This is a genomic window from Mesorhizobium sp. M0998, from assembly GCF_040318885.1.
Lineage (GTDB): Bacteria > Pseudomonadota > Alphaproteobacteria > Rhizobiales > Rhizobiaceae > Mesorhizobium.
Map to the genome: position 1 here is coordinate 76,448 of NZ_JAMYND010000027.1, position 11,585 is coordinate 88,032.

Below are 11,585 nucleotides of genomic sequence, written 5' to 3' on the forward strand. Positions count from 1 at the left end.
ACCGTTAACAAAGGTGCAAGGCGCTAGAGCGCTCGATTTGCCTCCCTCGCTCGTACCACCCTCAGCGGGGACCGCTTGATGAAATCGCTGATGGCCTCGGCTCCAAGCGGCTTTCCCAGGAAGTTGCCTTGCAGGCAATCGCAATTCTCCTTGATCAGCCACCGTGCCTGTGCCGACGTCTCCACCCCCTCGGCAGTGACATTTATTCCCAGGCCGTGCGCCAGATTCATGATCGATCGCACGATCGTTTGGCTTTTGAGATCGGTCTCCAAGTCCGCAATAAAGTACTGATCGATCTTCAAAGTATCGAAGGGGAAATTCTTAAGGTAGCTTAATGATGAATAGTATGTCCCAAAATCGTCGAGCGAAATTCGTATTCCCAAGACGTTCAGAGTATTTAAGGTGTCGATATTATCGATCGTCTTCTCAAGAAGAACCTGCTCGGTTATCTCGAGTTCAAGTCGGTCAGCCCGGATTCCAACTGAGTCGATGATTTGAGCAACCGTATCCGTTAGCGAACCGCTAAGGAACTGAGCCGGCGACACGTTCACTGCGACCGTCAGCGAGGAAGGCCACGTCAATGCCTGGCGACAGGCTTCCTCGAGCACCCATCGTCCAATCTCGTCCATCAGACCGTCCGCCTCGGCGATCGGTATGAACACGCTGGGTGGAATGATTCCGACCTCGGGGTGCCGCCACCGCAGTAACGCTTCGAATCCGATCACCGACGCGGGAGGTCGAATGAGCGGCTGATACTCAAGATAAAGCTCGCCGCGCTCCAGCGCGGTTCGAAGGCTGCGCCTCAGATTCTCGCGTTGCTCGAGCAAGAGCAGCATCGAACGGTTGAACGTTCGAGCGCAACCGCGTCCATCCGTCTTGGCTGCGTAAAGAGCAATGTCGGCGGCTTTCATCAACTGCTCGCCGTCGGTCCCGTGCTCCGGCCCGAAAGCAATTCCGATACTCGAGCCGACGAAGACGGGAATGCCGTTGATGACAAACGGTTCCTTGAACGCATCGACAAGCGATCCAGCGAGGCGCTCGGCTTCCGCGGGCTGATCCTTTCCCAATTGGATGACAGCGAACTCATCGCCGGCATACCGATACGCAGATTCGCCGTCCTGCAGCGCGTCGCGGATTCGACCTGCCGCGAGTTGAAGAAGCGTATCGCCTGCTCCATGACCGAGCGTGTCGTTGACCGCTTTAAAATCGTCGAGGTCGATTTGCAGCAGGGCGGCTTTCGGCTTTGGTCCGCCGATGGCCGCCAGTGCTTGCTGCAGCCGTTCACCGAATCGCCGCCGATTCTGCAGTCCGGTCAGCACGTCGTGCGTTGCCTGATGGAGCAGAACTACATGCTCCTGCTCTTCCGCCGCGCTCCGCCCGCCGCGTTCCCTTGATTCGATGATTCCCACACCATTTGCAGTGGGGAAGACGAAAACGGACCGGGGCGCTTCGCCTGATGATGACGGCAAGTCGATGCTTGCCGGAGAGCCGCCCTGGAACACACGAAGGAAATCGTCGCGATACCTCGCATTGAGAAAGCTCGGGTAGATCTCCCATACGGCGGCGCCCAGCGCCACCGCGCCTCCGTACACGCCCTTGAGCCTGGTTGCGTAGTGCGTCAGGCGGAAGTCGCGGTCATAGATTGACAAAAGTTCGGTCGTGTTCGCCAAAAGGTCAGCGAGTATCCCATCGCCGGCACGTGGAGCATCGCTCGAGGAAGGCCCCTCACTCTCCGTGCCGACGCCTGATGCCTGTGGGCGCAAGAGCCACCTCCATAGGCGGTGCAAATTCGCGCCCCCAATCTAGGAATAGCATAACTGTCAACCTTAGCAAACTTTCCACTCGCAGTCTTAACAAGTGCCGCATGCAGCGCAGTTGCAATGTATGCTCCGTCGTGACTGGCGACAAATTATCGGTAACGTCGAACAGTCACAGTTCGTTAATAAATCGCGAATTGGCGGGAATCAGCTATGTGATTGATGGCGCGGTGGACGCGACACGAAGATATTGTGCGGCGTGGTCTTCCCCGCCCCGGCAAGCCTGTTTTGGGCCCGCCCCATCAGCATCGCCGATCCTGTACTCAGCTTCCGAGCGCTTTGAGCCAACCTTCAAAGGAAGAGGCTTTCTCCTGTCCGGCAAGCGAAACAGAGTTGGCGGGGCGCGGCAACACCACAGTGCTGCGGCCTTCGCGGGGGCTGTAACCGAATTCCTTGCTGAATGCCCGGCTGAAATTAGCCGCTGAACTAAACCCGAAGGCTTCAGCAATTTCAACAATGCGCCGGCTGTCCGCCGGATCGCTTAGCGCAACATGGGCTGCCAGAAGGCGGCGACTTTGTATGTAATGGAGAACACCACCGCTTGGTTCGAACAACTGATAGAGACGAGAGCGCGAGACGCCGAGCGCCCGGCACATCGAATCCGGTGTCAAATGAGCCGCATCCAGATTGTGGTGGACGTATCGACGCGCTCGCTCCATTAGCGCGACACCCGTCAATTGTTCGACGGCCGCAGCCTGTTCCGCCGGAGGCCCGAGGCAGGCAATAATCATGCTGCGTGTTGCGTGCACGATGCGGGGCAGATCGTCAGCCGTGAGGCTGCGCAGTCTTGCTTCTATGCCATTGACGTAGTCGAGCAAGAGGTTGGCAAAGTTGCCGGACAGAATTGAATTGTTCTTGGCGTCCAGGGTTGCCGCCGCATCGGCGAACAAATCGCGCGGCAAATAGAGAAAGAGACTTTCGGAGTCCGTTGTCCTCCCGCGAAACGGGTAGCCAAGCGATCTGATCTCCAATTTGCCCGGCTGGTTCTCCGCTACGCGGCGATCGACCTCCGTCCACGACCGGCCAGTACGTGGAAAGGCGATATACCAGTGATCGATCGAGCTGGACCGAAGCTTCGCGGCAGAACGCATATAACTATGTGCCGGTGCGCGCTGTTGAACGATCAGCATGCCACCGAGATTCCAAGCCGTGTGGTCCGCGGGAAAGCCATCGTTCAGCGATTTGTCATCCGGCAACCTGACCTCTATCAGCGGCGCCATATGCGCCTGCCAAGCGGCTAATTGATCCTTTGGCGCTAGTTCGAGCGTTGAAAAGGACAGAGGTTCAGACACCGACGCGAGCGACGAAGCGTCCTCATTGTGGGACTGACCTTCGCGTGGCCAACGACGCCGATCGAGGTCCCGCGGCTGCCTCGCAGGGGCCTCGTCTCTCCTCTTAGTGTCCATCGCGTGGTGCCATATCCGAATCGGCTATGCCCCATGCCCCTCTCAATCATGGGATGTACTTCAGGATCTGGCAAGGCTGGTGAACTCGAGTCGACTGAAACGGCAATCAAGCTGGTTTACGGAAGAAATGCATTCCGAGATAAGTTTCTGGATGGGAAGCTAACGACACTCTTCAACTTGGTACGTATAGAATCGGTCGTCGTGAAATTAGTTGAGGAGTCCACCGAAATGACCGCAAAGCTCGACAGCGAAGCTCGTCGCAGGACAATTCTTGATCAATACAGTAAATTTGGTTGCATGCGAACTCCGAAAGAGGCGGCGGAATTCCGGCAAGGATTTCATGTCCCAGAACAAAGCTGGACGTCTAGAGCTCGCGAGTGTGCGCTGATTTTAGGATTATTGAAAGTACCAGTCAGCGAGTCACCTCATTTCAACAAACGCCCCAGCGGTTCATCAGCAAAAAGAGGCCCGCCGCAACCACGGGCAGCGGGCCCTGAAAGGTTCGCACAGATGCTGCGTCCGCGTTTCGCTCGCACCTGCCTCAGCCATATTGATCTGGCTATTTGTGAAAGCGTGTTTGATCAGGTTTGCGCAGATGATCTCATCGACCCTTTAAGCCGGGACGCCGAGGCCTTAGCGGTGGCAATTGTCGCAGTCTTCCGAAACATTACTACCAACGAGCGCGAACTGCTGGAGGACGTTAGGTCTTTTCGTCCCTCAAAGGGCTCAGAGACGGCCCACTAGCTTGGCGGCGTTGGGAGGCGAATTGTTAGCCCTACTTTGGCATAGCCGGATTCGCATCTGTATTGGCCATTGACGCCCGCCAAAGTGTAGCCACAGCGCTTGTGAAGGGGATGGAAATGGGTTTAGCCCAAGACTTGTCTGATGTTGCCCTCACATTCGATTGTCCGGATTGCTCGCATCCGGCGGTAAGGAAGGGCTCTGCGCTAAGAACGATCGCGCACTTCAGATGCAACGGGTGCAACGCCAAGGTGCGGATCACTTATCCGCAGAAGGTAGCGATCTTTGAAAAGCACAAATTAGCCGCCCAAGGGGCAGTGCGATAAACCCCCAACGCTGCGGGCGTGATACCTCTTGGCATGTCCTTGGGCGGTGGCCCGGCATGTTCCCGGAAGCGCTTCCACAGCCGCTCCCGCATCTCGCCCGGCCAGAGCATGCGGCTTGAGCAAGCCGGCGCCATCAAGGTCTTCTCCGACGTCAATTCCGGCAGGAGCATGGACCGGCCGGGCTTGGCCGAGCTACTAGATTATGCCCGCGCTGGCGACACCCTGGCCGTCGTGCGGCTCGACCGGCTCGGACGCTCGCTGGCGGAGCTGCTGGAAACGGTGAAGATGCTGCGGGGGCGACAGATCGACCTTCTCAGCCTTGAGGAGAAGATCGATACGTCCTCGGCGCCGGCGAGTTGATCTTCCACGTGTTCGGCGCCATCGCTCATTTCGAACGACGGCTGATCTCGGAATGCACGAAAGACGGGGTGGCTGCTGCACGGGCGAAAGGGAAACGACCTGGGCGACAACCGCTCGACCTGAATCAAGCTGATCAAGGCCGAGGTATCGCCGGCTGAAGCTGCGCGGCAATTGGGTCTCGGCCGATCGACCGTTTATCGGGAAATGAGACGACTGGGCATCAGTCGGCCAGCGTAGCGAGCATTTCCAACGCTCGCAAACTCTCGCGCTGGGGAACTTCAAGGGCAAATAGTGACCGAAGTCGACCTTCGCCGTCTCGGTCTTTATGGCTTCATAACTGCTCATTCTGGCCATTCGCATTGCCGGCCGCAACATCGAGCGGGCGCGACAGCAGTGGGTCCCTATGGCGCATGGACCATAGCTGCCGGTGGCGAAACCATCTTCCTTCCCTACCTGTCGGGTGGAGTTCCGTCAACGGGAGTGCGAGATCCTTAATAAATCGTTGACGCAATGGCACCTACGGTGCTGCCAGACCTTGCTCAGATGTCACGGACTACCGGGATGATGTCAGTCATCAACATGATCGAAAGCGCAGCGGTAGTCATTCTCGCCGTGCTTTTCCTCGCCTTTCTGGGTGACCGTCTCGAGCGTTCCTTCTGGGCAAAGAGCATCGTCTTCGGGATCGTGTTCGGCGCGACCGGACTGATCAGCATGGCATCGCCGGTCGAATTCGCCCCCGGGTATTTTGCTGATGGGCGCAACGTCGTGATGGCGTTCTCTGGTGATTGCAAGGGCTGGGCGCGTCGACAATTTGCCTCAGGCGGCGTTTGTCCTATCGTCGGATACCATACTCTCGTTGATTGACTCAGTTCGCGATGGAACAGAACGCAAAACTGCACGGCGAAGGCCCGCGAGTGCATTGCTTGCACAGCTAAAGCCGCTCGATGCAAGCGTTGTGAAGATGCGTCTTGAGCCTCGGTCTCAAGAGGAGACTGTTGGCGGACGCGGACGTGTATTTTAGTCGTCGTTCATGTCGCGCTATTTGATGAGCTCCCAGTGCATCTTTGACGTGATCAAGAGGCGTAACCTCACCGCTGAACTTTGGTTAGAATCCGCAGACTCGCGCGGCATCTATGCAGACGATATCTGCATCAGTGCAGTGACGCCCATGACCATCAGATGGCAACTTGAACAAGCGCTCACGGCGGCACGGGCAAAGCCCGAAGCCGCCGTGCATCCCGTGCCGGTGATCAGAGACTTCATCGACCAGGCAAGCAGGCTGTTCGAAGATTTCGCGCGCGATGACCGGATCATTGCGATGGACCATCGGATCGCCGCACGCTGGGGGGATTTGCTTGACATGAGGATCACATATTGACACCCCGACGGTCGGCCATTCGATGTGCCTAGCGCGACAAAGGTTGAGATCGCAACAGCGTTGGTTGGGAGGGGAGATTTCCCATTTGTCTACGTGGACTACCATCAGGATGGGCACGCAGAAATCCCGGGGCTCACGGTAGAAAATCCTGAAGACTTTGTTCGCAAGTGAAATGGCGCAGTCCGCTCCCAATAGATTTCAGATCTTGGCACTGAGCGGTGGGGGCTACGAGGGCTCTTCGGCGCCGAGTTTCTCGCCGCATGCGAGTCAAAGTTCAACGTTCGGTGCAATAACCGCTTCGACATCATTTCTGGAACCTCTATCGGCGCGCTTCTTGCTGCCGGCCTTTCAGCATCCGTTCCAGCGACGACATTGGCGGCAATAATGAAAGACTACGGACCGTCGGTCTTCGCTCGTGGTATCGCCACTGGGGTCAAACGGCTTGTGGTCGCGGCACTCTATAGTCCGGTTCCAATCCTTGAGGCTATTCGTAAGACGCTCGGCAAGCCCGTTGCCGAAACGCTACTCAGCGACTACGAACCTCCGCTCATCATCACGGCCATCAACTACTCCACAGGCGAAACGAGTATCTTCCGTTCCAAAGGCATTGCGGGGAAAGCGGCCAGCGCAGTGAGCATCGAAGATGCCATACTCGCAAGCGCGGCGGCGCCGACTTTTTTTCCGACGAAGAAGATTGGCCCTAGCGAGTACATTGACGGTGGTCTCGTAGCGAACGCACCAGATATCATCGCACTTCTCGACGCTTTGAACTTCTGTCACGCGCGGATGGAGGAGGTCTACCAGCTTTCGATCGGCACCGCGTCACGTCGGCAAGGTTCCGCAGTGCATGATAAATCTCGAGCTCCCGGATCTTTTTCATGGATAGCGCGCCGTGGTCTTATCCAAACAATAATGGCAGCCCAAGAACATTTGGTGCTGTCTCAGATGAGCAGCCTCCTTCGAAATCGATTTCTACGCATTGACGAAGAACCTGCGCAAAACCAGGTCGAAGCCATCAAATCACTGGATCTTGCATCTCCGGCAGCAACAGAAACGCTTCAGCTATTGGCGTCACATCGATCGATCGCAGTAACGGCATAGGAACTGAAGCCGAATATTCGCTCCGTAACTTATGCCAGTCGCGCCAACTTCGGCCTGATTCGCTTTTCCAGGGCGAAGGCTGTCATCAGAAGGCTTTCATCAAGAGAATACAGAAATGCACCAGGTGCCCGGCGACCCAGCGCTCATCGGGTGAGCGTGACGCGAACAGAACCTTGTCCGTATTTCCTGTCCATCTAGAGCCCCACCGATCCACTGCGGCGCCCCGATTGCTTCCGCGCTCCTATTTGCTGCAGGCCGGCTCGCCCGGATGCCCGCAGGACGGCTTCTTGCCTGGCGGCTGCTTCGGCAGTCGTCGCTCTTGCATCTGGGGCTTCGGCTGGGCATGAAACTCCGGCTTCTGCGGCAGGCCTCGCTCTTGCATTTGGGGCTTTGGCGGTGCGTGAAACTCAGACTTCTGCGGCTTGGAGAAAACCTGCAGGTTCGACTTTTCCTGCAGCTTGAGCTGGCGCTGCGGATCCTCGTTCGGCTTGTTGACTTTGAAGTTCCGCTGGACGTTGACTTCCGCGCCGGCGGAACCTCCACCGCCGTTCTGCGGCTTGCGAAACTTCCTGTTCCCGTCGCCCGGCGCCAGATCACTCGGTCCGACAACGGCCTGGCCTGCGGACAGGTCCTTGCGCGTCAGCTTTTTCGGCTTGCCGCCACCCTGGTCGGAAAAGTCAGGTGGATTGTTCTCCTTGAATTTTTCCTGCGCGCTCTGGCCCAGCCGGGCTGGCGCACCGTTGACGGTCGGCAGCTTGCGAAACTTCTTGTTCCCGTTGCCCGGCGCCAGATCACTCGGTCCGACAACGGCCTGGCCTGCAGACAGATCCGTGCGGGTCAGCTTCTTCGGCTTGCCGCCACCCTGGTCGGAGAGGACAGCTGGGTTGTTCTTCTTGAACTTTTCCTGCGCGCTCAGGCTCTGCCCGGCCGGTGCACCGTTGACGGTCGGCAGCTTGCGGAACTTGCCGTTCTTGCCCAGCCCATTGCCGGCTCCGGTCTGCTGACCATTCCCCTGTCCGGTAACGCCAGCGCCGGCATTTCCCGTAGACTGCTGGCTGCCACCCAAGATCCCTCGCTCGCTAAGCAGCTTCTTGGACCTGCTGTTGGGTAAATTCTGCCCGTTGAGCACCGGCGGTTTGCCGTTGACGAGCGGCAGCGCCCTGCCATTCGCTCCCGGCAAAGCATGATCCATTGAGAGCGTCTTCGATAGCGGCTTTGCGCCTCCAGGCTGCTTGCCTTGCGCAGCCCCCTGGCCGAGCTTGCCCAGGGCGGCAGGGTTCCGGTTGGAGAGTGCAGCCTTCTTCTGCAGCAGCGGCGGCAGCGCCACTTTTGCCGTTAGCGCGGCCGCTCCTAGACCCTCGGCAGCGCCTAGCTTTTGGGCGGTAGTAAGGCCGCCCGGCGCGTTACCATTGGCCTGCCCAGCCTCACCGTTGATCTCGTTGTTGATCGTCCTGTTGTTGATGATGGTGGTGTTGTGGATGTTGTTGAAGACGATGTTATCGCGCGGTGGCACAATGTTGCGCGGCGGGTTGACCCATACCGGCACCGGCACGAAGACGGGCACCGGCAACACGAAAATATCGACTGCCGGCCGTGGTGGCGCCAACACAATGAAGTCCGGCGGAGGCGGCGGCAGGAAGATCACTGCGACAGGCGGCGGCGGCTCGAAATGGAAATCGGGATCGCCGAAATAGAGTACGGGCCGATCGACATAGATGATTTCCTCCTCCTCCGGTGGCGGCACATCGTAGGCGTAGACGGTGAAATCCTCCGGCGGCTCCAGCGCTGCATCGAAATGCTCCAGCCGCCGGCGGGCATCCCAGGCGTGCGGACCGTGCGGATAGCGATTGAGGTACGACCAGTAGGCTTCCGGCGTATCCTGGAGCCAGGTTTCGCGCCAAGTGATCGCTTCGCGCCGCGCAGCGATGATGGCACGCACGCGCTTGGCCATTGGATCGTGCGGGAAAGCGCCGACGAAATCCTCGTAACCGCGGAGCGTGTCGTGGTCGAGGGCCGCAACATAGGCGTCGTGGGCGTCGAAGTCGCGGATCTCCCTGGTCCGGTTGGCCCGAGACTCAGCCTCCGAGACCTTGGGCGCGGGCGCATCCGGAGCGCGGTCGAAGAAGACGAAGGGCGCCGTGATCTTTGAGGCGTTCCACGGAACTTCCGCGCCCTGGGTCACCCCGTTGACGCGAAGGCGCGTGCGATCGAAAACATCGTCAAGCGGCAGACCGCCTTCGCGCATCATCTCGGCCAGCGCCTGGGCGTAGGCGCCGTACGGTCCCTTGCCCTCTGGCGCGACGGTTCCCGGAGCGGCATTGAATGCGATAAGCATGTTCGGATCGGGATCGACCAGCGCGAGGCCGCCGGCCAGCGGCTGTTTCATCTGCGGGAATGCATTCGGCCGCGCCGCATCTAGCACGACGATGTTGACCTTGGTCGGCAGTCCGGCCAGCGACTTCGAGACATCTGAGAGCCGCATTCCCTGAAGCGGGACGTCGGTTGGATTGGCGATCTGGGCATCGATTGGCAAGAAATAGTTCTCGCCTTCAAACTGCACGCCACGGCCGGCGAGATAGACGAAGACGACCGCATCGGAACCGGCGGCGGAAACCTTGCCGAGGAAATCGCGCAGCGCGCCACGCAGCGATTCCTGGTCGACATCGCGGGCGCCGACCACATCGAACCCCGCCGCCTGCAAGGTCTGTGCGATCAGGCCGGCATCATTGGCCGGCGTCACGAGCGTGCCCGAAGGATAGGCGGCATTGCCGATGACGAAAGCGAGGCGTTTTTCACCCTGGGCGTGAGCCCCCGTCGCCGAAGCGGCCACGAAAACGACGAGGAGGAAGAGGCAGAGGAATTTCTGGAGCGTCAGCATGACAATCCGCCATCCGTACAAACAATAACGCTGCAGAGACAGAAATCTTCCGCAGACGTTGCAAAACAGAATCTCGCGCCGCTTTGCGGCACAATTTCGTCTAAAAAAAGCGGTTCAGATCGGCGGTATCCAGCAATTGAAAGCGAGACTTCTATCTCGCCGTGCATGAAACAGTCAAAATGGAACTATGAAGGTTCATGGGATTCGGCTCAAGCGTCATAAGACCGCGCGAGCGCGCCACGTGGCGTTGTCAGTCGGCGCTCCGGGACTGGATACCTAAAGCGCGATGAATGCCCGCCCTCGCGTTCTAGACCTCACATGGTCGTTCACGGAAAAGAGCGGGAAGCAGCTGGCAGGCCTTCGGATCGCACCTACTCCGCGCGCGCCCATTGGTGCGACCGCCAGCACATTGGAAACTGCCGCCAGGCAAGCGAGCCGCTGGGGACGCGCAACGATTCTCTGGGCCCGAGTCTCGATCGGTCGGCCGCTACCAGCCATAGCTGAAAGTAGCGCCACCACTGCCATTGCCGTTCTGCGCGACATTGGCGTCGGTGTTTCGGCCGAACTGGAAGATACCGTAGGCGTTCTCATTGCCGTTCTGCTGCAGCGTGGCGGAATGGCCATTGCCCTCCTGCTGGATGATGCCCAGATTGCCGCGACCGTTTTGTCCGATGCCAGCTGCGTTTCGCTGTCCGGACTGACGAATGCTGGCACCATGCAGGCCGCGATACAACGAATAGAAGCGCAGTCCAGTCGCCAGAGCGCGGGCGTCGCGGGCGTTGCCGGGGGCAAATGTCGCCGAAACCCAGCCGCCCGCGTAAGCCGGTGCGGACAACGCCGCCTGGCCGATGCTGCCGGCAACGAGAACGGCGGCAAGAGTTTTGAACATATTGCGGGTCATCTTTGGTCTCCATTTTCCGGCTGCCCAGCCTATGGCCAACCTTCTCATTTGGTGGCTGAACCCTCCTGGAATCCTTCGTTCAGCTGTCGTTCAGTCATTTTTTCTCCCGGCCTGACGCACATAGAAAAAGGGCGCCGATTGCCGACGCCCTTTTCGTAAATCTGGCGATGCGATCAGGTCGCGCCGCCGAGCCGCTCGGCACAGCTGATGCTCTTGCCATCGACCGTGAGCTCGAGCCTAGCATCATAGACGGCGCCCTTCGCGTCAAGGGTGACGGCGCCGAGCGTAGCTGGCTTGCCGGGCGCTGCGCTGAAGGCGCCGTCCTGCTCGATATTGGTGCCGCCGGTGCGAGCGGCACTTTCAACATGGAACGAGTAGGTGCCGCTCACGCTTTTGTCGGCATAGGCGAGCGCCTCCAACGAGACCATGTCGACTTCCGGCGTAGCGCGGATCTCGCAGCGCACCGGCCCGAGGGACTGATCGGCGGTGGCCATGGCCGCCAGCGCGCCGGCCGGGATCAGAACCAGGGCGAGCGCGGCCATGACGCGGCGGGGATGCTTCACGATGTGTGGCATATTCGTCTCCTTGGCTTGGCTAGCGGCGGGCGCGGGGTAGTTAGACGGCCCCCGGGCCGGTGGCGTGGGTTTGGGGCGGGCCGGGCGCCAGCGGAGACAATT

10 protein-coding genes and 1 pseudogene are annotated in these 11,585 nt (G+C 59.2%); 6 read left to right on the plus strand and 5 right to left on the minus strand.

Translation table 11 applies throughout. The features are described 5' to 3' along the window. Window positions 1–23: 23 nt before the first annotated feature. Both NKH59_RS23485 and NKH59_RS23490 read right to left on the minus strand, forming a co-directional pair. Complete coding sequence (locus tag NKH59_RS23485) at window positions 24–1,670, minus strand: putative bifunctional diguanylate cyclase/phosphodiesterase (RefSeq protein WP_352816285.1); 1,647 nt, start codon at window positions 1,668–1,670, stop codon at window positions 24–26. 410 nt (window positions 1,671–2,080) lie between these two features. Beyond that, entirely contained in the window at window positions 2,081–3,223 is a 1,143-nt protein-coding gene (locus NKH59_RS23490) for a helix-turn-helix domain-containing protein (RefSeq protein ID WP_502904338.1), read from the minus strand. A 33-nt stretch (window positions 3,224–3,256) separates the two neighbouring features. Here NKH59_RS23490 and NKH59_RS23495 point away from each other — a divergent pair, with 33 nt between their 5' ends. The 6 genes and pseudogenes from NKH59_RS23495 to NKH59_RS23515 all read left to right on the plus strand — a co-directional run bounded on the left by NKH59_RS23495 (window position 3,257) and on the right by NKH59_RS23515 (window position 7,129). Next, on the plus strand, window positions 3,257–3,967 hold the full coding sequence (locus NKH59_RS23495; protein WP_352980962.1) for a hypothetical protein: 711 nt from the start codon (window positions 3,257–3,259) through the stop codon (window positions 3,965–3,967). Window positions 3,968–4,398: 431 nt separating this feature from the next. Next, a pseudogene (locus NKH59_RS23500) lies at window positions 4,399–4,808 on the plus strand (recombinase family protein). Further along, on the plus strand, window positions 4,783–4,887 hold the full coding sequence (locus NKH59_RS33550) for a helix-turn-helix domain-containing protein (protein WP_502904342.1): 105 nt from the start codon (window positions 4,783–4,785) through the stop codon (window positions 4,885–4,887). Before NKH59_RS23500 ends, NKH59_RS33550 begins: the two are co-directional and overlap by 26 nt. Before the next feature lie 324 nt (window positions 4,888–5,211). Further along, the gene (locus NKH59_RS23505; protein ID WP_352542265.1) at window positions 5,212–5,514 is read left to right on the plus strand and encodes a LytS/YhcK type 5TM receptor domain-containing protein; all 303 of its coding nucleotides are present in this window, start codon (window positions 5,212–5,214) and stop codon (window positions 5,512–5,514) included. Window positions 5,515–5,680: 166 nt separating this feature from the next. Then, window positions 5,681–6,028: a PIN domain-containing protein gene (locus tag NKH59_RS23510; RefSeq protein ID WP_352542266.1), complete on the plus strand. Its 348-nt coding sequence runs from the start codon at window positions 5,681–5,683 to the stop codon at window positions 6,026–6,028. 195 nt (window positions 6,029–6,223) lie between these two features. Next, entirely contained in the window at window positions 6,224–7,129 is a 906-nt protein-coding gene (locus NKH59_RS23515) for a CBASS cGAMP-activated phospholipase (RefSeq protein WP_352542333.1), read from the plus strand. A gap of 241 nt (window positions 7,130–7,370) precedes the next feature. Here the strand turns inward: NKH59_RS23515 and NKH59_RS23520 are convergent, their stop codons facing one another. The 3 genes from NKH59_RS23520 to csgH form a co-directional block, all read right to left on the minus strand. Further along, entirely contained in the window at window positions 7,371–10,007 is a 2,637-nt protein-coding gene (locus NKH59_RS23520; RefSeq protein WP_353023226.1) for a caspase family protein, read from the minus strand. A 487-nt stretch (window positions 10,008–10,494) separates the two neighbouring features. Next, window positions 10,495–10,908, minus strand: a complete 414-nt coding sequence (locus tag NKH59_RS23525; RefSeq protein ID WP_352542268.1) for a curlin — start codon at window positions 10,906–10,908, stop codon at window positions 10,495–10,497. A 173-nt stretch (window positions 10,909–11,081) separates the two neighbouring features. Then, the gene (csgH, locus tag NKH59_RS23530; protein ID WP_352542269.1) at window positions 11,082–11,483 is read right to left on the minus strand and encodes a curli-like amyloid fiber formation chaperone CsgH; all 402 of its coding nucleotides are present in this window, start codon (window positions 11,481–11,483) and stop codon (window positions 11,082–11,084) included. Window positions 11,484–11,585: the final 102 nt, after the last annotated feature.

What these genes read in the sequence shown, in the direction of transcription:
- NKH59_RS23525 (WP_352542268.1), bottom strand. Translation starts at nt 10,908, where the DNA reads ATGACCCGCAATATGTTCAAAACTCTTGCCGCCGTTCTCGTTGCCGGC.
- NKH59_RS23520 (WP_353023226.1), bottom strand. Translation starts at nt 10,007, where the DNA reads ATGCTGACGCTCCAGAAATTCCTCTGCCTCTTCCTCCTCGTCGTTTTC.
- NKH59_RS23495 (WP_352980962.1), top strand. Translation starts at nt 3,257, where the DNA reads ATGCCCCTCTCAATCATGGGATGTACTTCAGGATCTGGCAAGGCTGGT.
- NKH59_RS23510 (WP_352542266.1), top strand. Translation starts at nt 5,681, where the DNA reads ATGTCGCGCTATTTGATGAGCTCCCAGTGCATCTTTGACGTGATCAAG.
- NKH59_RS23505 (WP_352542265.1), top strand. Translation starts at nt 5,212, where the DNA reads ATGATGTCAGTCATCAACATGATCGAAAGCGCAGCGGTAGTCATTCTC.
- csgH (WP_352542269.1), bottom strand. Translation starts at nt 11,483, where the DNA reads ATGCCACACATCGTGAAGCATCCCCGCCGCGTCATGGCCGCGCTCGCC.
- NKH59_RS23490 (WP_502904338.1), bottom strand. Translation starts at nt 3,223, where the DNA reads ATGGACACTAAGAGGAGAGACGAGGCCCCTGCGAGGCAGCCGCGGGAC.